The organism is Brevibacterium sp. S22, from assembly GCF_004745485.1.
Classification (GTDB): Bacteria; Actinomycetota; Actinomycetes; order Actinomycetales; family Brevibacteriaceae; genus Brevibacterium.
This window is the reverse complement of record NZ_RHFG01000023.1, coordinates 1-20,580: the sequence shown is the minus strand read 5'-3', so window position 1 is coordinate 20,580 and position 20,580 is coordinate 1. Positions and strand designations below refer to the sequence as shown.

General features: G+C 65.7%; 21 protein-coding genes. 9 read left to right on the top strand and 12 right to left on the bottom strand.

What is annotated here, in order from left to right:
* Window positions 1-5 precede the first annotated feature (5 nt).
* Both madL and madM read left to right on the top strand, forming a co-directional pair.
* Window positions 6-401, top strand: a complete 396-nt coding sequence (gene madL, locus EB835_RS15780; RefSeq protein WP_135810405.1) for a malonate transporter subunit MadL — start codon at window positions 6-8, stop codon at window positions 399-401.
* The gene (gene madM, locus EB835_RS15775) at window positions 401-1,162 is read left to right on the top strand and encodes a malonate transporter subunit MadM (protein WP_135810404.1); all 762 of its coding nucleotides are present in this window, start codon (window positions 401-403) and stop codon (window positions 1,160-1,162) included. Before madL ends, madM begins: the two co-directional genes overlap by 1 nt.
* A 69-nt stretch (window positions 1,163-1,231) precedes the next feature.
* Here the strand turns inward: madM and EB835_RS15770 are convergent, their stop codons facing one another.
* The 6 genes from EB835_RS15770 to EB835_RS15745 are packed head-to-tail and all read right to left on the bottom strand — an operon-like array spanning window position 1,232 to window position 7,124.
* Window positions 1,232-2,755: a cryptochrome/photolyase family protein gene (locus EB835_RS15770; RefSeq protein ID WP_135810403.1), complete on the bottom strand. Its 1,524-nt coding sequence runs from the start codon at window positions 2,753-2,755 to the stop codon at window positions 1,232-1,234.
* Window positions 2,752-4,434, bottom strand: coding sequence for an FAD-dependent oxidoreductase (locus tag EB835_RS15765; RefSeq protein WP_168216757.1), 1,683 nt, complete (start codon window positions 4,432-4,434; stop codon window positions 2,752-2,754). The genes EB835_RS15770 and EB835_RS15765 overlap by 4 nt, the downstream gene beginning before the upstream one ends.
* Window positions 4,431-4,754: a lycopene cyclase domain-containing protein gene (locus tag EB835_RS15760; RefSeq protein ID WP_135810402.1), complete on the bottom strand. Its 324-nt coding sequence runs from the start codon at window positions 4,752-4,754 to the stop codon at window positions 4,431-4,433. Before EB835_RS15760 ends, EB835_RS15765 begins: the two co-directional genes overlap by 4 nt.
* A complete protein-coding gene (locus tag EB835_RS15755; protein WP_135810401.1) occupies window positions 4,751-5,182 on the bottom strand; it encodes a lycopene cyclase domain-containing protein in 432 nt (143 codons plus the stop codon). Before EB835_RS15755 ends, EB835_RS15760 begins: the two co-directional genes overlap by 4 nt.
* On the bottom strand, window positions 5,179-6,564 hold the full coding sequence (locus EB835_RS15750) for a cytochrome P450 (protein WP_240688789.1): 1,386 nt from the start codon (window positions 6,562-6,564) through the stop codon (window positions 5,179-5,181). Before EB835_RS15750 ends, EB835_RS15755 begins: the two co-directional genes overlap by 4 nt.
* The gene (locus EB835_RS15745) at window positions 6,546-7,124 is read right to left on the bottom strand and encodes a MarR family winged helix-turn-helix transcriptional regulator (RefSeq protein WP_135810400.1); all 579 of its coding nucleotides are present in this window, start codon (window positions 7,122-7,124) and stop codon (window positions 6,546-6,548) included. Before EB835_RS15745 ends, EB835_RS15750 begins: the two co-directional genes overlap by 19 nt.
* Before the next feature lie 115 nt (window positions 7,125-7,239).
* Between EB835_RS15745 and EB835_RS15740 the strand changes: the two genes are divergently transcribed.
* From EB835_RS15740 to crtI, 3 genes are all read left to right on the top strand, one after another.
* A complete protein-coding gene (locus EB835_RS15740; protein ID WP_135810399.1) occupies window positions 7,240-8,334 on the top strand; it encodes a polyprenyl synthetase family protein in 1,095 nt (364 codons plus the stop codon).
* Between the two features lie 138 nt (window positions 8,335-8,472).
* Entirely contained in the window at window positions 8,473-9,258 is a 786-nt protein-coding gene (locus EB835_RS15735) for a phytoene/squalene synthase family protein (protein WP_240688788.1), read from the top strand.
* Complete coding sequence (crtI, locus tag EB835_RS15730) at window positions 9,255-10,844, top strand: phytoene desaturase family protein (protein WP_135810398.1); 1,590 nt, start codon at window positions 9,255-9,257, stop codon at window positions 10,842-10,844. Before EB835_RS15735 ends, crtI begins: the two co-directional genes overlap by 4 nt.
* Before the next feature lie 50 nt (window positions 10,845-10,894).
* On the opposite strand, the gene EB835_RS15725 is transcribed toward crtI, so the two are convergent.
* The 4 genes from EB835_RS15725 to EB835_RS15710 all read right to left on the bottom strand — a co-directional run bounded on the left by EB835_RS15725 (window position 10,895) and on the right by EB835_RS15710 (window position 15,739).
* Window positions 10,895-12,631, bottom strand: coding sequence for a DEAD/DEAH box helicase (locus EB835_RS15725; protein WP_135810397.1), 1,737 nt, complete (start codon window positions 12,629-12,631; stop codon window positions 10,895-10,897).
* Window positions 12,632-12,828: 197 nt separating this feature from the next.
* Window positions 12,829-13,971, bottom strand: coding sequence for a phosphatase PAP2 family protein (locus EB835_RS15720; protein WP_240688787.1), 1,143 nt, complete (start codon window positions 13,969-13,971; stop codon window positions 12,829-12,831).
* Between the two features lie 125 nt (window positions 13,972-14,096).
* Window positions 14,097-15,167 (bottom strand): alpha/beta hydrolase fold domain-containing protein, encoded by a 1,071-nt coding sequence (locus EB835_RS15715; protein WP_240688786.1) that lies wholly within the window; start codon window positions 15,165-15,167, stop codon window positions 14,097-14,099.
* The gene (locus EB835_RS15710) at window positions 15,164-15,739 is read right to left on the bottom strand and encodes a TetR/AcrR family transcriptional regulator (RefSeq protein ID WP_135810396.1); all 576 of its coding nucleotides are present in this window, start codon (window positions 15,737-15,739) and stop codon (window positions 15,164-15,166) included. The genes EB835_RS15715 and EB835_RS15710 overlap by 4 nt, the downstream gene beginning before the upstream one ends.
* 135 nt (window positions 15,740-15,874) lie before the next feature.
* Between EB835_RS15710 and EB835_RS15705 the strand changes: the two genes are divergently transcribed.
* Both EB835_RS15705 and EB835_RS15700 read left to right on the top strand, forming a co-directional pair.
* A complete protein-coding gene (locus tag EB835_RS15705; protein WP_135810395.1) occupies window positions 15,875-16,894 on the top strand; it encodes an aldo/keto reductase in 1,020 nt (339 codons plus the stop codon).
* 128 nt (window positions 16,895-17,022) lie between these two features.
* Window positions 17,023-18,099, top strand: coding sequence for an alpha/beta fold hydrolase (locus tag EB835_RS15700; RefSeq protein WP_205749958.1), 1,077 nt, complete (start codon window positions 17,023-17,025; stop codon window positions 18,097-18,099).
* Here the strand turns inward: EB835_RS15700 and EB835_RS15695 are convergent.
* On the bottom strand, window positions 18,086-18,655 hold the full coding sequence (locus tag EB835_RS15695) for a cupin domain-containing protein (RefSeq protein WP_135810394.1): 570 nt from the start codon (window positions 18,653-18,655) through the stop codon (window positions 18,086-18,088). The genes EB835_RS15700 and EB835_RS15695 overlap by 14 nt on opposite strands.
* A 164-nt stretch (window positions 18,656-18,819) precedes the next feature.
* On the opposite strand from EB835_RS15695, the gene EB835_RS15690 reads away from it, so the two are divergent.
* Both EB835_RS15690 and EB835_RS15685 read left to right on the top strand, forming a co-directional pair.
* A complete protein-coding gene (locus EB835_RS15690) occupies window positions 18,820-19,320 on the top strand; it encodes a DinB family protein (protein WP_135810393.1) in 501 nt (166 codons plus the stop codon).
* Window positions 19,321-19,482: 162 nt separating this feature from the next.
* Entirely contained in the window at window positions 19,483-20,187 is a 705-nt protein-coding gene (locus tag EB835_RS15685; protein WP_346763157.1) for a peptidyl-tRNA hydrolase, read from the top strand.
* Window positions 20,188-20,213: 26 nt separating this feature from the next.
* Here EB835_RS15685 and EB835_RS15680 read toward each other — a convergent pair whose 3' ends face one another.
* Window positions 20,214-20,393, bottom strand: coding sequence for a hypothetical protein (locus EB835_RS15680; protein ID WP_135810392.1), 180 nt, complete (start codon window positions 20,391-20,393; stop codon window positions 20,214-20,216).
* Window positions 20,394-20,580 lie beyond the last annotated feature (187 nt).

The following is a 20,580-nucleotide window of genomic DNA, read 5'->3' as shown; positions in this document are numbered from 1 at the left end:
TTCCCGTGGTCATCCTCGGTGTTGCTCTGCTCTCTGGCAGCCTGCTCATCGGCACTTTCATCGGCAATCTGCTGGGCGATGTGCTCGGTGTCGATGCGAATGTCGGCGGAGTCGGTATTGCCATGATTCTGCTCATTCTGTCGACGAATATGCTGGCGCGACACGGTCGGCTCAAACCCGAGACCTCCTCGGGAATCTCATTCTGGTCGGCCATGTACATCCCCATCGTGGTGGCCATGGCAGCTACGCAGAATGTCGTCGGGGCTGTCACCGCGGGTCCTGTCGCGCTCGTCGCCGGACTTGTGGCGGTCATTATCAGCTTCGCCCTCGTGCCGGTGCTCGCCCGCGTGAAGACGCCGGGCGTCGACGAGCCGGTCGCAGTCTTCGCTGAGGAGAACTGATGGACGCCCTGCTCTCGACCCTACGGGACAACGACCTCATCGTTGCCTTCGCTCTGGTCGGCGCCGTCGTCGCGGTGTCCGTAGTCATCTCGAAAGTCCTCACGAGAGGTAAGTTCCAGGCCTCAGCGATCGCCATCATCATCGGCCTTGTACTCGCCTACTTCGGTGGGGTCGCCACGGGTGGTGAAGACGGCCTCGCCGACCTCACCCTGTTCTCCGGAGTCGGGCTCATGGGCGGAGGCATGCTCGTGAACCTCGCGATCGTCGCCACCGGCTTCGGAGCCAGCTTCGACGAGATGAAGAAGTCCGGGCTGGGCGGCATCATCGCGTTGGTGCTCGGTGTTGTGCTCTCCTTCGTCATCGGTGCCGTCATTGCCTGGTTCTTCGGCTACCGTGATCCGGTCGAGCTGACGACCATCGGTGCCGGTACTGCCACCTACATCGTCGGCCCGGTCACCGGGGCAGCCCTGGGCGCGGGCAGCGGTGTGATCGCGCTGAGCGTCGGTGCCGGTCTGGTCAAGTCGGTACTGACAATGGTTGTCACACCGTTCATCGCGAAGTCCATCGGTCTGAACAACCCACGGTCGGCGATCGTCTTCGGCGGTCTGCTCGGCACCACGAGCGGTGTCACCGCCGGCCTGGCGGCCACGGACAAACGACTCGTCCCCTATGGAGCGATGACGTCGACCTTCTACACCGGTCTGGGCCTGCTCATGGCACCGTCGGTGCTCTACTTCGCCGTCCGGGCGCTCGTCGGCTGAGTTTGTGCAGGCGTGCCCGGCGAGACGTCTGGCGAACGGGTGGAGAACCGCCGAGGCACGTCGTCGAGTTCAGTCCGATTCGGCCTTCATCCGGTCATAGGCCGCCAGTGCCGCCTGCCGCGAGGCCTTGAGGTCGACGATCGGCTCGCAGTCCTCGCCGGCCCGCTCCGCTTGGGTGAGGCCGCCCGGTCCCTGTCCCAGCCACCGGTTCACGTATTCGCCGTGCGGATCGAAGCGTTCCCGTTGTCGTTCGGGGTTGAAGATCCGGAAGTACGGGGCGGCGTCGGCTCCGCACCCTGCGACCCACTGCCATGAGACCGGGTTGTTGGCTTCATCGGCATCGACGAGGGTGTCCCAGAACCACTGCTCACCGTGCCACCAGTGGATGAGCAGATTCTTCGTCAGGAAGCTCGCGGTGGCCATCCGCACCCGGTTGTGCATCCACCCGGCCTGCCACAGCTGCGCCATGCCTGCATCGACGAGTGGGATCCCCGTCGTCCCGTTCTGCCAATGCTTCAGCGCCTCGGGATCGTCCTCATAGGGGAACCGTGCGAACTCCGAGCGCATCGGTTCAGTCTCGATGTGGGGCAGGTGATAGGTCAGGTGCCAGGAGAACTCCCGCCAGTAGAGCTGCCTGATCCACGCGTACCTGTCGTCGTCACTGATGTCCGGCAGATCCAGTGCCGCCGCCAGGGCCTGTCTGGGAGAGAGCTCACCGAACCGCAGCCGCGGCGACAGCGCCGACGTGCTGTCGGGATCGCCCGGGACATCATGCGAGTCGCCGTAGCCGTCGATGCTCTCACCCAGGCCCTGCAGTTGTCGTTGGGCTTCCCGGCAGCCAGGCGACCAATGCTGTGCCACGGTCGACTTCCACCATTGCGGAACCCTCGCCGAGGTGGTGCCGTCGGTGCCCATGTCTGTGCCGCCTGAATCGGTGCCGCTTTCGTTGCGATGGCCGGTGCCGTCGCGGAGGCCGAGACCGTCGAGGTCGCTCACCCAATCGTGGTCGTCCATCGCTGCCAGGCGAGCTTCGGGCAGCGGCGGCTGCTTGGCCGGGACCGGGAGGACATCTCCGACCTTGCGGTCGCGCACAGCGTTGAAGAACGGGGTGAAGACCTTATAGAAGTCACCGCTTTGAGGGCTGACGGTCCACGGTTCGACGAGCAGTGCCCCGGGATTGGAGTGCGCGGCACACCCGGCATCGGTGAGCAGCGTCTTGATCTTTGCGTCGAGGGCACGGGAGGCCGGCGCATAGCGACGCGACCAGCGGACGGCATCGACACCCAGCTCCGCGGCGGCCTGCGGGATGATGTCTGCGGCAGGTCCAGCGGCGAAAAGCAACGGGATACCGAGCCCATCGAGTTCGGTCCCCAGAGCACGGAGGGATTCGTGTGCCCACCAGCGGGCGGCCGCGCCAAGCGGCCGAGGACCGAGGCCGTCGGCGTCACGCTGCTCTCTGATCCAGATGCCGATGACCTGACCGTCGGTGCGGGCTGCCGTCAGTGCTTCGTGGTCGTCAACGCGCAGGTCGTCGCGGAACCAGACCAGGGTGAGTTGGTCATGGTCAGCAGGTTGAGCAGCGTCGTCGCTCATCGGCTCGACTCCTTCTTCGGCCGGCGCTGGCTGCCAAGCGGGTCACGCCCCATCGGGCCCTCAGGTCCGCGATGCTGTCGCAGACGGCCCAGGAGTCCGCGGCGCAGCATGCCCTGCCGTGACGGTGACCAGATCGGAGTACCCTCGACCCGCCAGTCGGCCAGCAGTTCGTTGGCGGCGAGGTAGCCGGTGGTCGCCGCCCGCTCCATGAGCGCCACGGGCAGTTCGCACCGAATGTGGTCACCGGCGAGGACAAGGCCAGGCAGTGGAGTAGTCACCCCGGGGCGCTTGCCCCAGGGACGGGTGTCGGTGAGCCCGCAGTCGGACTCGATGAGGAGTTCGTGGTGGAGGATCTCGAAGTGCTGCGTCTCCGGATATACGTCGTGCAGGTCCGCGAGCAGTCGTTCGATGAGCTCGTCCTCGGACGGAGGGTCGGTCAGGGCATAGGCGTGGAGTTCGACCACGGATCCGGCATGATCGTTTGTCCACCGGGCGGCACCGGCCTCGAAGCGTTCGAGCACGGACACGTTGTCGAGCAGATCGAAGCCGCTCGTGCCCAAGAATGCCGGCCGCTCAGCCGAGACCGCTTCGGCGAACCACAGTCGCAGCACGGCGAAGGATGGAGCGTTGCGCCCTGCCTCAACCCGGTCGAACCAGGCCTGCATTCGCTCATGATCAGCTCCCGAACTGCTCGGCGTGCACTCTTGTGCGGATCTCGAACCCCGGGCGGGCCTCGAGCTCTGCGAGACGCCGCCGGCATCCATACCGTCGGCATGCGCCCCGAGCGTGGCGATGAGCCGCCTCGTTCCTGCCGGATCGGCTGCGAGGACGAGGGCATCGGAGCCGATGTCCCCGGCCGTCGTCTCGACACTCCAGCCGCGGGACGAGCGTGAGATCGCGCGCGCCTCCGTGCCGGTCTCGATGCGCACGCCCAGATTCTGCAGATACCGCCCCAGCGGCGCCCACAAAGCAGTGTCATAGTCATCATCGGGAACGTCGAAGAGCAGCCCCTCAGCCGAACCGGCGAAGTAGGTGTGGAACATCGGGACGAGCTCGCCGGCGGAGAACTTGCACGGATCGGCGAAGAACGACCGCGCGAACACCTCGAGGGCGAGGTCGCGCGCCTGCTCGGGAAAACGGAGGCGATCGAGGAAAGCCGCCGCCGACTCCCCGTCATAGAAGGAGAACGAGTCCGGGAAATCGACATCGATGAGCTCTAAGGCAGTGCGCAGGTCGACATCTAAGAGCCCACGCAGAGGGAACGTGGGGCTGGCGAGGACGAAGCCCAGAAGATTGAACGGGGGAATGCGCGGAATCGAGGCGAAGGAATCGGTGGGACCACCTCGGCGGGTGAGCGGATAATCGGGGATCGGTCGGAGACGATCGAGGTCAGGGTCGGTGCGGGCGAGCAGGTCGCGCAGGTTGTAGTACTGCCGGAAGAATGCGTGGAATCCCCGGCTCATCGTCCGTCCATCGCCCAGCGGCCACGCTCTGACACGCCCGCCGAGGCGGTGCCCGGATTCGACGATCGTGACCTCGGATCCGCGTTCGGCCAGGATCACAGCAGCCGACAGGCCGGCGATGCCGCCGCCGATGACCGTCACGGTCTTCGGCCGCAGGAGACGGTCACGTCCGGGCGCGGCGGGGATGCGGACGGCGTGGGGATCGTGCGGGGTCACGGAGCCTCCTCGGGGCGTCGGTTGAGGTTGCGCTGCCAGAGCATGAGCACCGCGGTGATCATGGCGAAGCCGAACCCGAAGTCCTCGATGGGGATGTCGAAGGGGAAGCGGATGCCGAGGAACATGTCCGGGTTGTAGATGACGATCGGGTCGGACAGTTTCGTCAGCCACCCGTCGACGAGGCACTGGAATCCCAGGCAGATGGCCAGCGCCGCCCAGTACTGCGCGCGGCGGAAGATGCCGCTGCGGATGACGAAGAGCTCGAGCCCGATGACCACGAGCATGCCGATGACGGTCCACACGGTGTACTCAGGGATCATCGGGTGTCCCCTCCCTCCGGTGGGTGGGGGTCGGGCTTGGCCCGGTCGGTGGACGTCGTCCCGTGACTCGCGTTCGCCCGGTGAACGGCGTAGCGGTTGGCCCAACCGATCACGGTGCCGACCGCCTCGTAGCTGAGCAGCGCGCAAACCGGGATGACGAGGAAGAAGACGAGCTCCTCGAGCGGCAGGACCCCGAGGTCGATGCCGGTGCCGAACCGCGGATCGTAGGTCCAGTGATCACGGGCGATGGCGACGATGTCCCAGACGGCGAAGACGACGACAACAGGCAGCAGGGCCTTGAGCAGAAGCGGCAGCCGGCGGTACACGCGTGCCGAGAACACGAATTCGAGCGGCAGCGTGATGAGCACGCACGCACCCATGAGGGCGAGATAATCCCAGTGGCCGAAGCCGTCCCACGCGCCGATCATGGTTGCGCCTTCTCGGCAGGCTCGCCGCTGCTCGCCGGGCGGGGTGTGGGAGCCGGGCCAGGTACACGGGCGGGACGAGCGGTGACGAAGAATCCGAGATCGAAGTCGCGGATCCGGTATCCCTCGATGAGGTCGTCCCAGTCGATGGTGGGCTCGGTGAGCAGCCGGGGCTCGCAGGCGAGGAGCCGGTGGAGCAGGGCGTCGGTCTCGAACAGAGCCAACGGCTTGCCGGGGCAGGCGTGGGCGCCGTCGCCGAAACTCAGGCCCGCGGCAGGGACGGATCCGCTCCGATGCGGGCAGAGCGCCTCGGCGTCGGCACCGTAGACATCGGGATCGACGTTGGCCTCACGGACGCAGACATCGATGAGGTCGCCGGCCGTGATGGCAGTGCGGTCATCGCCGATGTCGATCGCCGAGGTGGCGCGACGATAGAGATGACCGACGACGGGTTCGAGCCGGATGATCTCTTCGAGGATGGACAGCCGCCGAGGCTGCTCGGCCGTGAGGTAATCCTGCCGGAGTTCCTCGTCCTCGAGCAGATGCCAGCATGCCATTGCGATGAACTCGCGGGTCGTGACCATCCCCGCGGTGCCGTAGGTCAGGCACTCGACGAGGATGTCACCGGTGCTGTGCCCGGAATCGAGCAGATGGGAGATGACATCACCACGGTGGCGGCGCCGATGAGTGCGGATGGCCGGGCGCACATCGTGGGCGAAGAAGCGCAGGAGCGGCACGATGCCGTTGACCGCGGCCTGCACCCATTGGCGTTTCGTCCGTCCCCAATTCTCTGCGGCGAGGTCGACCGGAGGCTGACGGAAGAAGGCCACGAGCCGTGCAGCCATGCTGTCGGTATCGGACTCGGTGAGGCCGACCACCTGCGACGTCACGTCCACGGTGAAGTGCAGAGCCGCCTCGTCGAGCCGGCACCGACCGGTGACCACGGCCTCGTCGACGATCTTCTGCGCGGAGTCGGCGATGCGCTCACCGTACCGGTCGGCGATGACAGCAGGGGCGAAGAACCGGGCGACCTCCCTGCGCTGCCGGTTATGGTCCGGGCCGTCGGAGATGAGGATGGGGTGGGCGCGGAAGAGGCCGCGAGGGATCTTCTCCGCGGTGAAGCCCGCCTGCGTCGAACGTCCGCGGGCGCGCAACACCTGCCGGGCCGCGTGGAAGGAACGGATCCTCCACATGCCGCGCTCAGTTCCGGACATGTCGCGCTGAGGTCCGGCCACCTCGGCGGAATTGCCGGTTTCGGTGGCCTTGCGAATCGTGACGGTCTCGACGGGAGGAGCGGTCGGCTCGTCGTCGCGTCGGGCCTTGCGCCCACGCACCCCCGAGCATCGATGCGCCCGAGGAGCCGGAGTCACGGTTGGTTCGCCCATTCGGCATTGCTCAGGGACAACTCGTCGGACATTCCGTCGAGGAAGCGGATGACGGCATCGCGTTCGCGGCTGGTCAGCCGGGCGGCCGCGTAGATCCGTCGGGCCTGCGAACGACCGACGGTCTCTCGTGCCGAGCGAGCTGTCTCCTCGGTGACCGTGATGGCATAGGCCCGGCGGTCGCTGGGATGGAGAGCCCTGATCACGTGCCCTTCGCGCTCCAGGCGGTTGATCAGCTTCGTCACCGAGGCGGCCGACATGCTCATGTGTGTTGAGAGCATCTTCGGGGTCACCACTGCGCCCTGCCGTTTCGCGGCGATGAGGTAGTGCAGGGCACGCATGTCCTGTTCGCTCAAGTGCATGAACTTCCGTGAAGCGTCGGAGAGAGTGCGTTCGGCCTCGCGCAGCCGGGCCAGGGAGTTCATGAGCTGAGCGATCTGCTCGCGGTCAGCGTTCGACAGGTCGGAAGAGTCCACAAGGTCACCGGGGAAGCTGTGTTCTGAGCCGGTGTACATGTTCGCTGTGATCGGGTCGTGACTGTCCGCGACCTCCGGTGACGCCATATCGCCATCTTACTGATGCTTCCCCCTCGAGTGCACAAGAATAACCTTCTGTATATATTAACCCAAAGTGTAGTATATCGTTGAGGCTACTGAAACTCGAACGAAGGACTCATCGATGACCACTGCCACGGGCGTCGCGTTCGGCCCCTCCATTACCACCGACATCGAGTCCGAAGTCAGACGCGCACTGGACTCCAGAGCGGATCGCTTGGCGCCACTCGGTTCTGCGGCGGCGCACGCATGGGACCTGGCCTCGCGCTGTGTTCTCGGCGGCAAGCTGCTGCGACCGCGGCTGCTCGTCGGAGCCGTTGACGCACTAACTGGCTCCGAGCAGCGCAACGCCGAGGCGAGAGGCCCAGCGGTGCGCATCGCGGCCGCGATCGAGCTGCTTCATTTCGCCTTCCTCCTCCATGACGATGTCATCGACCGTGACCTCATGCGCCGCGGACGCCCGAACTTCATCGCCCTCCTGCTCGAGGAGTGGGAGGAGGACGACGGCGGTTCCGCGTCACGGCTGCATGCCGCGCGCAGCACGGCGACTCTGGTCGGAGACCTCTTGCTGTCGACCGCTCATCAGATCTTCTTCCGCGAAGCGACACCGGGTGAGGCGGGGCAGCGGCTTCTCGAGGCGCTCGATCAGGCGGTGCTGGAATCGGTGTCGGGAGAGCTGACCGATGTCGCACTCAGCGCCGGTCGTGTTCGTCCCGAACTGGCCGAGGTCGTGGAGATGAGCCGGCAGAAGACGGCGACGTACTCCTTCGAACTGCCCTTGCGGTCTGCTGCGATCCTCTCCGGACGCGGACCCGAGGTCGAAGCCCTCCTCGGACAGGTCGGTGATCTTCTGGGGCTGGCCTACCAGCTGCAGGACGATCTCCTGTCGGTCTTCGGCGAACCCGACGACCACGGCAAGGACCCGTATTCCGACCTGCGCGAGGGCAAGGAGACAGCGGTCATCGCCATCGCCCGACGAAGCACAGCCTGGCCGCTCATCGAACCGCATTTCGGCGCCGGCGACCTCAGCGCCGCCGAGGGCGCAGCGGTGCGGTCATTGCTGACCGAGAGCGGTGCGGAGAATGACATTCGGGCGCTCATCGTCGAACTCTCCGTGAACGCGCGGGACCTCGTCTTCACCGAACCGGACCTCCTCGGGCCGGACATGGTGATGCTCATCGACGACCTCATCGAGACCCTCGACGGAAGGCGATCATGAGGCACGGCGTGGACCGAATGGGTCCCCTCGGGCGCTATTCCTCCGTATCCGACCGGGTCGCGAAATCGGTCATCGGAGCGTATTCGACGTCCTTCGGCCTGGCGACGCGACTGCTCGGCCCCCCGACACCGGGACCATGTGCGCAACATCTACGCGCTGGTCCGGGTCGCGGACGAACTCGTCGACGGGGTGGCGGCCGAGGCAGGGGTCGACGCCGACCAACAGCGGCGGATGCTCGACCAGCTCGAATCCGAGACCGAAAGCGGAATGCGTCTGGGATACAGCAGCAACCCCATCATCCACGCCTACGCCCGCACCGCACGCGCGGCCGAGATCGGTGCCGAACTGACCCGCCCATTCTTCGCTTCCATGCGCACTGACCTGCAGCTGACTCCGGCAGATCCCAAGATCACCGAGGCAGCCGATCCGGTGAGCTTCGGACCCGCAGACCATGCCGACTACGTCTACGGGTCCGCAGAGGTCGTGGGCCTCATGTGCCTGCGGGTCTTCATCCGTGATGAGAGCTGCACACCTGAGGACGAACGACGGCTGGTCCGCGGTGCGCGCAGCCTCGGTGCGGCCTTCCAGAACGTCAACTTCCTGCGCGACCTCGGCGATGACACTCAGCGTCTGGGACGCAGCTACCTCAGCGAGACGGGCACGGTCGACGATGAGGCACAGGAGCAGTGGATCGACGCGATCCGCGATCAGCTCGATGCTGCCGCGCAGACGATTCCGCTCCTGCCCGGCGACGCTCGCTTGGCGGTACTGAGCGCGCTGCAATTGTTCTCGGAACTGACCGACAGACTGGCTGCGGTGCCTGCCGCCGAGCTTCCGCGACAACGGATCCGCGTGGCCGGCCCACGCAAGGCGGCACTCGTCCTCCGGACGATGTATGAGGTGCGGAGGGGGTCATTGCGGTGAGCCGAGTGATCGTCATCGGCGGGGGAATCGCCGGACTCGCCACCTCGGCGCTCCTGGCCCGCGACGGTCAAGAGGTGACCGTCCTCGAGCGCGGGGACCGCCTCGGCGGGAGGGCCGGCAGTGTCGAAGATCAGGGGTTCCGGTTCGATACCGGGCCTTCATGGTTCCTCATGCGGGAGGTCTACGACCATTTCTTCGCGCTGCTGGGAACGAGTACGGACGAGCAGTTGGATCTGAGGCTCCTCGACCCCGGATATCAGGTCTTCTCCGAACCTGATGATGTGACCGGGCCGCGCCGGGTGACTGTGCCGCACGGTGTAGACGCGGTCGTCGAACTGTTCGAGAGCATCGAACCCGGCGCAGGCAGCGCGGTGCGGAAGTACGTGCGATCGGCGGGCGCGACCGCCGACGTCGCTCGCAGTCGGTTCCTCTACAACCCCTTCACCCGGTTGGCTTCGATGGCTGGGCAGGATGTTCTCCGGTCGCTGCCGCTGTTTGCCGGACTGCTGTTGCGGCCTCTTGCCGCATTCGTGGACAGGCGGTTCAGAGAACCGATTCTGCGGCGGATTCTGACGTACCCGGCGGTGTTCCTCGGCACCGATCCCAATCGTGCTCCTGCGATCTATCATCTGTTGAGTGCCTTCGATCTGGACCAGGGGGTCTTCTATCCGATGGGCGGGTTCTGGGCCGTGGTCGAGCGCGTGGAAGCACTGGCTTGCGCGGCCGGGGTCTCGGTCGTCACCGGGGCGGAGGTGACCGAGGTGATGACGCAACAGAGTGGTGGCCGCGCCGCTATCAAGCGCGGCAGTCGAACGACTGTCAGCGGCGTCCGCTGGACCGATGCCGAGGGGCGATCGCATGTCGAACTGGCCGATCTCGTCGTCTCTGCGGCCGACCTGCACCACACGGAGACCGAGCTGCTTCCGTCGCGGTTGCGCAGCTATCCCGAATCGGCGTGGTCGAGCGTCGAGAGCGGTCCCGGGGCGATCATCGCGATGCTCGGCGTCGACGGGACCCTGCCCGAGCTCGGTCATCACTCGCTGTTCTTCACCGATGAGTGGGAGGCGAACCTGCAGGCGATCTTCGGTACCAAGCAGAAGATCCCCGAGCCGGCGTCGCTCTACGTGTGCAAACCCAGCGCCACTGACCCCGAAGTCGCGCCGGACGGGAAAGAGAATCTCTTCGTTCTCATCCCGGTCCCGGCGGACGTGGCGATCGGCAGCGGGGGATCGGACGGCGAAGGGTCTCCCAGCGTGGAGGCTGCGGTCGATGCCGCGATTGAGCGCATCGGACTGTGGGCGGGGATCGATGATCTGCACTCCCGGATCAAGCTCCGAAAGACGCTCGGACCGGCCGATTTCGCCTGGGACTTCCACTCTTGGAAGGGCGGAATGCTCGGGCCGGCGCACACGCTTCGTCAGAGCGCATTCCTGCGGATGCAGAACCAGTCACGGCGCGTGGACGGACTCTACTATGCCGGTGCGACGACCGCGCCGGGAATCGGCGTGCCGATGTGCCTCATCAGCGCCGAGGTGGTCGCCAAGCGCATTCGCGGAGATCACTCGGCAGGGCCGACGCCCGTGTGATGTGTGCCGTGAGGAGAATTCCCAGAGCGAGCCGTCAGGCTTTCGCCGACTCAGCTGCTGGTCGAGTAGACCTGCTGCGAGCCTCCGGAGCGGGTGCGATTGCGGCGACGGGTCTCGGGGCTCGTGCCACGGGAATCCGAAGTGCGGCGGCTGCTCGGCTGACGGCTGGAGTCACCCGACCGCTGGCCGCCCGATCGACCATTGCCGGAACGGCCTCCGCGGGAGTTGTCGCGACGACGATTGCCCTCGCCGCTGTGCCCGGTTCCCCTGCCGCGGCCGCTGCCCTCGCCGCGACGGGACTCGCCATTGCGACCGCCACCGGTGCTGCCTGAGTTCTCACGGCTGCGGTCGGTGGCGCCATTGCCGGCGCCATCGCGGCCCGAGCTTCCACCGCGTCCGCCACGGCCACCTCGGCGACGGCGGGATGAACGACCATTGGAGGTCGCCGGTTCGGTTTTCTTCCGCGGCTGTGCCGGTTCCTTCGGCTGAGGTTCGACGTACCCGGCGATCTCACCGACGAGGTCGGTCACCTCGGGGGATTCTGCGGTGACCTTCTTCGGTGTCGCTTTGATGGCGGCCTTGCGGAGCAGAACCTGGGTGTCCTTGCGTTCATCGGGCGTCATCACGGTGACGACGTCGCCAGCACTGCCGGCACGAGCGGTGCGACCGGAACGGTGCAGGTAGGCCTTGTGCTCGGTCGGGGGATCGACGTGGACGACGAGCTCGACAGAGTCGACGTGGACTCCGCGGGCGGCGATGTCCGTGGCCACGAGCACCTTCGCATCACCATTGGTGAACGCGGCGAGGTTGCGGTCGCGGGCGCCTTGGGACAGGTTGCCGTGGAGGTCGACGGCGGGGATGCCGGCGGCGGTGAGCTGGCGGGCGAAGCGCTTGGCCCGGTGCTTCGTGCGGGTGAAGAGGATGCGGCGGCCCGTGCCCGAAGCGAGCTTGTGGACCAGTGCATTCTTGTCATCGACCGAGACCTCGAACACGTGGTGGGTCATGGCCGACACGTGCGAGGTCGCCTCGTCGACGGAGTGGAGGACCTCGTTGTGCAGGAAGCGACGCACGAGCTTGTCGACGTCGTTGTCCAGGGTGGCGGAGAAGAACATCCGCTGCCCCTCTGCGGGGGTCTGCTTGAGGATGCGGGTGACGCCGGGCAGGAAACCGAGGTCGGCCATGTGGTCGGCTTCGTCGAGGATGGTGACCTCGATGTGCTCGAGCGTGAGGACACCCTGGTTGAGCAGGTCCTCGAGGCGGCCGGGGCAGGCCACCACGATGTCGACGCCGGAGCGCAGTGCATCCTCCTGGCGACGCTGCTTGACTCCGCCGAAGATCGTCGTCGTCCTTAAGCCCACGGCCTTGGCCAGCGGGTCGATGACCTCGGTGATCTGGGTGGCGAGCTCACGAGTTGGGGCGAGGACGAGTCCGCGGGGCTGACGGAACTTCTGTGCACCCGTTCCTGACTCAACGAGACGAGTCACGAGTGGAATGGAGAACGCGAGCGTCTTGCCGGACCCGGTCTTTCCGCGGCCGAGCACATCGCGGCCGGCCAGGGTGTCCGGCAGAGTGTCCTGCTGAATCGGGAAGGCAGAGGTCTTGCCCTCGCGATTGAGGGAGTCGACGAGCTTCTGGGGAACACCGAGCTCGGCGAACGAGGTCGGTGCCTGGGTGGTCTTCTTGGTGCGGGTGGTGCGTGTCTGTGACGTAGTGATGGGATGGCCCTTCGACGTGCCGGAGGGCGTGCCGGTGCCGTGGATTGATGGCAGGCAGCCGCTTCCGGTCATGGAATGAGCGCTGTCGGCGCTCTCGATCGCCGAGAGAAAACGGCTTCGGAAACATGCGCGGGTGATCTCACCCAGCTGCAGAGACGAGGCGTCCTGACGACGCAGGGAACCCGAAAACGGGTTCGCAAGTACTTTCAGTATAGCGCCCGTCGGGTCGTGAGCAGAATCCGTCGGTGAGCAGGGCGGCGTCAGCGTACCTAGGCCGGACGCCCGAGCCCCTCATCGACGGGTGACAGTTCGGGTGCCGGCTCCGGGACGACGTCGAGTGCGGCGGAGGGTTCAGGCTCAGGTTCGGCGACGGTGATGGTGGCGTCCGCCTGCTCATGTGCCGAGGCGACCAGGGCTCGGCGTGCTCTATGCTGCCCGGTGACCCATGCGGCGAGCGTCACCGATGCCCAGCCGATGCCGATGCCCGCGATGTCGTCGAGGATGTAGTGCCAGCCGAAGTAGAGCGTGGCCACGACCGTCACGCCGAAGAAGATCCAGGTGAACGCCCGGACGGCGCGTTTCTGCTTCGTCAGCGTCACGAACAGCGCGGCGGCGAAGGTGACGGAGACATGGAGGGACGCGAACGCGGCGACACCCTGGATGGAGTCGCTTCCGATCGGATTGCTGAGATAGTCGAGACGAGTGTCGAAGAGGGACTCCTGGAGCTGACTGACTCCGGTGTCAGGCAGCGCCCGGTAGGCCTCGGGGTGGCTGAATGCCGGTCCGACCGATGGCAGGAGGTAGTAGCTGATGGTGCCGAGCACCCAATTGAGGCACAACGTCGTCGCGTACCAGGCTCCGATGGCGTGGTTGCGGCTGAGGACGAGGAATGCGCCGAGGCTAATCGGGATGAGCGGAAGATAGGCGAGGTAGGCGATGGAGAGGAAGTTCGCCGCGATGCCCGTGCCGAGGAGATCGTGCAGGATCAGCGACGGGGTGCTTCCGCCGCTCAGCCAATTGTCGAGGCGGAACAGCTGTCGATCGAAGAGGACGCCGTCGCGATAGACCGGCAGCACGCTCTTGAGATTTCGATAGGCGACGTAGCAGACGTAGAAGCTCAGCAGTCCGGTGCCGATGCACAGCAGACGGTGGGTGTTCCATTCCTTCTTGACGACGTCGACGACAGTGGTGGGCAGGTTCCGCCACCCACTTCGTCTCACCGCCTCGACGATCAGCCCGCCGCCGATGAACCCCAGAGCCAGCAGGGGCAGGCGGATGTATGAAGGTCCGAGGAAGCCGTCGGGGTCCTTCAGCGGGAGATCGAGGTAGAGGGATGAGACCACGGCGGCCGCTCCGACGAGCAGGGAGAGCGCCATGGCAAAGGTGTAGGGCCAACGTCGCATTCTGGTCATCGGCACACCGTACAGATTCTGTTTTAGTGCTTCTTCGGATTTTCCTCGATGCGGGCTGACCGGAGGGACCTTGTCCGGTGCGTTTCAGGGCCGGACGGCGTCGACACAGGAGTGGACGCGGCGCCTCAGCTCAGCTGGGTGGAAGCGAACTCGGCGGCGTGGTGCAGCACGGTGGTCGTGTCGTCGAGCACACGTCCGAAGTGGAGGAATGAGTGCAGGACGTGTGGGTGCTCCTCGAATGTCACATCATTGCCGGCCCGCTCAAGTGTCTCGGCCAGGCGGCGGCTGTCGTCGCGCAGGGGGTCGAGTCCGGCCGCGGCGACGAACACCGGAGGCAGGCCGGACAGATCGGCGGTCATGTGTGCGACGTAGGGTGACTGCGCATCCTGAGGTTCGGCGAAGTAGTCGTCCATGAGGTTGCCCAGGTCGTTGGCTCCCATTCCGTCCCAGTCGCCGCCGAAGAGCCTGCGGCTGGCTGAATCGGCGAGTCCGTGACCGCCGTAGATCGAGATGAGGGCGCGCAGAGAGGTGAAGCCCGCCGGTGCTGCCGCCACGACTTCCGGCTCGTCGCGCAAGAGCAGTGCTGCGCCCAACGTCAGTCCGGCCCCGGCCGAGTCACCCGCGAGAGCCAGTCGCCCGCCGTCAATGCCGTGCTCGTCACCGTGCCTGGCGAGGTGATCGATGATGGACGCGCATTCGTGGAGTGCCTGCGGGAATGTCGCTTCGGGGGAGAGCGAATAGTCGACGCCGATGACGGCGCTGCCGGCCGCCTCGGCGAGGACCCGCATGATCCGATCATGCGTGTCGAGGTCACCGACGGTGAACCCGCCGCCGTGGAGGAAGACGATTCCGGGCAGGACTGCCTCGGCGGTGGGGCGATGGATGCGGATCGGAACGTCGACGCCGGCGGCGCGGATGTGTCGATCGTCGGTGCGTGCCATGATGGGGCCGCCTTCGTTCCACATGGCGCGCTCGGCGTGGTATTCGGCGCGGCTCCGCACGAAGCGGAGGGGCGTATCCGAGTGCGCGGAGGCGGTTCGAACGGCCTCGTCGCCGGTTTCCCGGCAGAATTCGGCACGCATGGCCTGGATCGCGAGCACGTGCCTCATCTGCACCGACATCGACGCGACGATGTCATCGGGAATCGTCGCGAGAAGCGCCTGGGCGAGATCGTGGGATGTGGCCGAGTCGTTCACGTTCGCAGCCCGGCGACAAGCAGGCCGGCGAGGCGGTGTGCATCATAGTCCGCGTCGTCGTCGGCGAAGATGCAGAGATTGCCGATGCCGCGCAGCAGCTCATACCCACCGACATCCTTCCTGATCTCACCTGCGGCGATCGCGGCGTCGAGGATCTGTTCGCAGACGGGGACGAGGCGGTCGATGAAATAGGCGTGGAGACTTGCGAAACCGGCTTGGTCGCTGCCCAGGGCGGCGGCGAGCCCGTGTTTGGTGACGAGGAAGTCCACGAAGAGCTCGACCCATCGGCTCAACGCCGCATGCGGTGAGATGCGCTCGGTGAGCAGTCTCGGACCCGCCTCGGCACAGGCGTCGACCTGATGGCGATAGACGGCCACGATGAGGTCGGCTCGAGTGGGGAAATGGCGATAGATCGTGCCCATGCCGACCTGCGCTCTTGCCGCGATCTCGCGTACCGGGGCATCGACGCCCGATTCCACGAAGACAGCGGCGGCAGCTTCTAACAGCACCGTCTCGTTGCGCTTGGCGTCCGCGCGCTTTGCGCGGGCGGGTCGCTCATCTCGGTCGGTCACAGAATCTCCTCTCATAACCATTGCTAAGCGGAACAGCGCTCCGTATAGTGAATACGGAGCGATGCTCCGCTTCCATCATGCCAGAGGAGGCGCAGACACTGAATGGCGGACAGGCCGCCGGAAGGAAGTTCCGTCATGGAATACCGCACACTCGGACGCACCGGAGTCCAGGTCAGCACACTCGCACTCGGGGCCATGAACTTCGGCCAGATCGGCCGGACCGAGCAGAAGGACATCGAGTCGATCGTCGGCTCCGCCCTCGATGCCGGTGTCAACCTCATCGACACCGCCGACGTCTACAGCGGCGGAGAGTCCGAAACGATGATCGGCAAGGCGCTGGGAGCTCGTCGCGACGATGTCGTCCTTGCGACGAAGGCGGGTCTGCCCATGGGGGAGGAGCGCAACCACCGTGGAAGCTCACGTCGCTGGTTGGTCAAGGCGCTCGACGAAAGCCTGCGCAGGCTCAGAACCGACCACGTGGACCTCTATCAGATCCATCGGTGGGACCCTGCGACCAGCGACGAGGAAACGCTGTCCGCCCTGACCGATCTGCAGCGGGCCGGGAAGATCCGCGCCTTCGGCAGCTCCACATTCCCTGCCTATCGAATCGTGGAAGCGCAATGGACCTCCCGGGAGCGGGGGCTCGGCCGCTACTCAACCGAGCAGCCGAACTACTCCCTCCTCCAGCGCGGAATCGAAGGTGATGTCCTGCCGGTCACAGGTGACTACGGGCTCGGGGTGTTGGTGTGGAGTCCACTCGCCTCAGGGTGGCTGTCCGGTGCCGTCCGAGACGGTCGGGAGATCGCGACCAGCCGGTCAGCGTTCATGCAATCGCGCTTCGATCTCACGGTGCCGGAGAACCGTGCGAAGCTCGAGGCGGTCGAGCGGTTGGCAGCACTCGCCGAGGAAGCTGGGCTGACGCTGATCCAGCTCGCTCTCGGCTTCGTCACTGCACACCGGTCCGTGACGGCAGCGCTCATCGGTCCGCGCACGCTCGACCACCTCGAATCCCAGCTCGATGCTGCGGATGTGGTGCTGTCGACCGAAGTGCTCGACGCGGTCGACGAGATCGTGCCGCCGGGAGTCGACCTCGCTCCCGCAGAGAAGAACGCCGCTCCGCCTGCGTTGAACGATCCGCGTCTGCGCCGCCGGTGATGAGCCCGGGTGGGCGTGTCCGGGCCGGCACTTCCGAACGGTAGGTCCGGGCGTCATATCCGGGCCGCGGGTTTGCAGTTATGCAAAATTGATTGCAGTAATGATCCTATGTTGCCGAGACTGATCGCATGACTGAGACGAAGACGCCGCCGAGGCGGATGCGAAGACTTGTCGGTGCGGCACTCGGCGCGGGGTTGGTGATCGGGGCGGCGGTCGGTGTCCCGTTGGGCCACAGCGTTTCACAAGGTGGCGGAGTCCTTGAGGCGGTCTCCACGGTCAACGGGACGCACGATGCGGCCACCCGCAACGATACGGACTTCAACGAGCGGTTCAGCCATGAATTCGTCGACGTCGACGACGTGAACATGCATTACGTCGTCGGAGGAGACGGCCCGCCTCTTGTGCTCATCCATGGATGGCCCCAGACCTGGTACGCATGGAAGGAGATTATGCCGGAACTCGCCGAACACCGCACGGTGTATGCGATCGATCTGCCTGGATTCGGTGACAGTTCGGGTACGCCGGAGGCATTCGACAAGAAGACCCTCTCCGGCTATGTCCACGAGCTGCTCGAGGTTGAACTCGATGGAGAGCAGGCGGATATCGTCGCACACGACCTCGGCGCGGGCGTCGGATTCCAATATGCTTCCCGGTATCCGGATGACGTGCGCAGCTACGTTCATCTGGACTATCCGCTGCCCAGCAGCGACGTGTTGCCGGCAGAGACATATCGCACGTTCTCCTGGCACATGAGTTTCAACAGCCGGCCGCGCATTCCCGAGAAGCTCGTCGACGACCGGGGCGACGTCCGGGAATATCTGCAGGAGTTCTACGCACAGGTCGCCCATGACGGAGCCGCCTTTGGCGGCGAGAGCACCGAGGCTCCGTTCTCGGATGCCGAGATCGATGAGTACACCCGCACGTACTCACGCCCCGAGGTGCTTCGCGCCGGATTCGAGCTCTACAGGTCACTTGATCAGGACGAGCGGGACAACGACGCTGCAGACCCGGTTGCCGCTCCGACGATGCTGCTGACGGCGGAGGGCTCCTTGGCAGGGACGCAGCCGACCCTCGAATCGTTGGTGACTGATCTGCGGAAGGCCGAGGAGGTCCCCGACTCGGGGCACTGGCTCGCCGAGGAGAGTCCTGAAGCAGTCAGTGCCGAGATCATCGATTTCATCCGCTCACCGGTCACACATCGGTGACGTGGACGCGCTCGCCCTGAGTGCCGTAGAGCGCGATGATCTCGGCGGGGCGATTGACGTCGGCGTTGCCGATCCAGTGCGGGGTCATCGTGTCGAACTCTGCGGCCTCGCCGGCGACGAGGGCGGTGCGCTGATCGGACAGGGTGAGGTTGAGTGTGCCGGAGAGGACATAGAACCATTCGCGGCCGGGGTGAGTGTGAAACTTCGGAGGATCGGGCTGCGGTCCCGGCGGGAAGACGACCTTGTAGCCCTGCAGGCCGCCTGTGGGGACGCCGAGGGGGATGAAGGTGAGACCGTGTCTGCGTACGGGTTTGAGGTGGACGCGCGGATCGCCCACCCTGGGAGCGGCGACCAGCTCATCCAAGGGCAGACCGTAGACCCGGGCAAGGGGCAGCAGCTGCTCGAGGCCGGGACGCACCAGGCCCCTTTCGAGTCGAGAGATGGTGCTCGCGGTCAGCCCGCTCCGCTCGGCCAGTTGGGCAAGATTGAGTCCGAACGCCTGCCGGAAGCCGCGCAATCGCGGACCAAGGGTGTCAAGTACTTCGTTGTCATCCATCACCGGCTCCTCACATCGACAACTGCGTTATCACTTGCAATTCTGCAAAAGATCTCACGGTTCTGCAATGGCCCGTGGGAGCGTGGAACCCACGATCAGGCGATGCCCTGCCTCCGCCCGGCAACCCTGGCCGCGACACCGCACCATACGAGAAAGAGGATGATATGCCTGGAACCACGACTCGGCGACGTCGCCGTGACACTCCGCCTCCGAAGACCGACAACACAGAGATCGACGTGCTCCGCGGGTTTCTCGACTATCTGCGCGAGTCGATCGCTGCCAAGGTCGAAACCGCTCCCGAACCTGCCGTGCGTACGGCTCAAGTGCCTTCCGGAACGAATCTGCTCGGCCTGCTCAACCACCTCACGCGAGTCGAAGAGACCGTCTTCTTGGGTGAGAAGATCACCGATTGGAAGTCGACGTTCCGGTGCTCAGAGACCGACCTCGTCGAGGACGTCGTCGCCCGATATCGCGAGACTGTGAGTCGGGCGAATGCCGTGTTGGACGGGTGCACGGACCTCTCGAAGCCTGTCCTTCGTGCGCGAGGCGACCGCACCGGCCCCAGCGCGAGGTGGGCGCTGACCCACATGATCGAGGAGACCGGCCGCCATGCTGGACATGCTGACATCCTCCGCGAGCTCATCGACGGACGCACCGGGCGCTGATGACCGACCGGCCGACAAGCAATCGCCTCGCTGGCAGCGGCTTGCCTCGACGATTGCGGGCCACCTCGGCGAGTCGGGTGCGACCACGGGAATACGGCCGGCTGTGGGGCGTTGTGATGGGGGGAGCATCCGACTTCCGACCGTCGTCCAGGAGCGAGTACTTTGACCGAACCCATGCGCACCGAACACATGCGCCGACACGAGACCGACCACGAAGTCCCATGGTCACTGCCGATCGTCGTGCGCCGGTCGAAGACCGCCATCGCCCGCCATATCGACGTCCTCGAGGCCACCGCCCGAGCCGTCGTCACCTTCCTTGACGACCCGCGCGCCCACGAAGGAGGTGAGTGGCACGACGCAGTCGAATACTGGCGTGATGGTGCCATTCGCAAGGTCGTGCGCCGAGGTGACGGGAAGAAGCTCGAGGACGCACAGGCCCTGGGGTGCGTGGGGGTGACTCATGGCGGGACGGATGATTTCGCCGCCGCCGAGGCGTTCGTCTTCGCGCCCGGACCCGTGGAGCCGCTGCCGCCCGAGCTGAAGAAACTCCAGGTCGGCGGCACCGAATTCCCCGGTGGAGGGGAGAGCTCCGTCCCCGCCGCCGAGGCGGTCGTGACGATCGAACTCTCACCCGCGCTCACGTTGACGACCGGGAAGGCCGCCGCCCAGAGCGGTCACGCCGCGCAGCTGGCGTTCGAGCAGATGCCAGACGATGTGCGGGATCGTTGGCGTGAGTCGGGATTCAGTCTGCGCGTGCAGACCGCGACGAAGGAAGCCTGGGCGGCGAACGAGCAGCAGATCAGCGTCGTCGACGCAGGCTTCACCGAAGTCGACGGACCCACGGAGACCGTGCGCGCCCGCTGGTGATCGTGTCCGCCTCGGCGAGGGGCGACTCAGGCCTCGCCGCGGTCCTTCAGCTCTTCCTCGGTCAGCGGCCGCGTCTTCGTGCCGTTGCCGAACTCGTCGAGATAGATCACGTGCTTGACCATCTCACCGGTCTCTTCGTCCTCGACTTCGATGATGTCGCCGGGGTGGGTCTGGGGCTGGTAGAAATCTTCATTGACTCCGGTCATTGTGACCACCTCCTACAGGTGTTCTCACCATACGATGCCGTGATCTGAGTCTCAAGGGGGCGCGTTGACTCATAGAAAACCTCCGCGTAACCATCATCGTTGCCTCATTTGAAAACCTCCGGCACGGCCGGGTCGTTGACTCAGAACAAAACCTCCGCCACCGGAGTGGCTCCACCAGGCAGGCATC

Bases quoted from the DNA above. Each gene is read 5' to 3' on its own strand.
- EB835_RS15770 (WP_135810403.1), bottom strand. From the start codon at position 2,755: ATGAGCGACGACGCTGCTCAACCTGCTGACCATGACCAACTCACCCTG.
- EB835_RS15755 (WP_135810401.1), bottom strand. From the start codon at position 5,182: ATGATCGGCGCGTGGGACGGCTTCGGCCACTGGGATTATCTCGCCCTC.
- EB835_RS15740 (WP_135810399.1), top strand. From the start codon at position 7,240: ATGACCACTGCCACGGGCGTCGCGTTCGGCCCCTCCATTACCACCGAC.
- madM (WP_135810404.1), top strand. From the start codon at position 401: ATGGACGCCCTGCTCTCGACCCTACGGGACAACGACCTCATCGTTGCC.
- EB835_RS15695 (WP_135810394.1), bottom strand. From the start codon at position 18,655: ATGGATGACAACGAAGTACTTGACACCCTTGGTCCGCGATTGCGCGGC.
- EB835_RS15700 (WP_205749958.1), top strand. From the start codon at position 17,023: ATGACTGAGACGAAGACGCCGCCGAGGCGGATGCGAAGACTTGTCGGT.
- EB835_RS15690 (WP_135810393.1), top strand. From the start codon at position 18,820: ATGCCTGGAACCACGACTCGGCGACGTCGCCGTGACACTCCGCCTCCG.
- EB835_RS15680 (WP_135810392.1), bottom strand. From the start codon at position 20,393: ATGACCGGAGTCAATGAAGATTTCTACCAGCCCCAGACCCACCCCGGC.
- EB835_RS15760 (WP_135810402.1), bottom strand. From the start codon at position 4,754: ATGATCCCTGAGTACACCGTGTGGACCGTCATCGGCATGCTCGTGGTC.
- EB835_RS15705 (WP_135810395.1), top strand. From the start codon at position 15,875: ATGGAATACCGCACACTCGGACGCACCGGAGTCCAGGTCAGCACACTC.
- EB835_RS15725 (WP_135810397.1), bottom strand. From the start codon at position 12,631: ATGACCGGAAGCGGCTGCCTGCCATCAATCCACGGCACCGGCACGCCC.
- EB835_RS15720 (WP_240688787.1), bottom strand. From the start codon at position 13,971: ATGACCAGAATGCGACGTTGGCCCTACACCTTTGCCATGGCGCTCTCC.
- EB835_RS15745 (WP_135810400.1), bottom strand. From the start codon at position 7,124: ATGGCGTCACCGGAGGTCGCGGACAGTCACGACCCGATCACAGCGAAC.
- EB835_RS15750 (WP_240688789.1), bottom strand. From the start codon at position 6,564: ATGGGCGAACCAACCGTGACTCCGGCTCCTCGGGCGCATCGATGCTCG.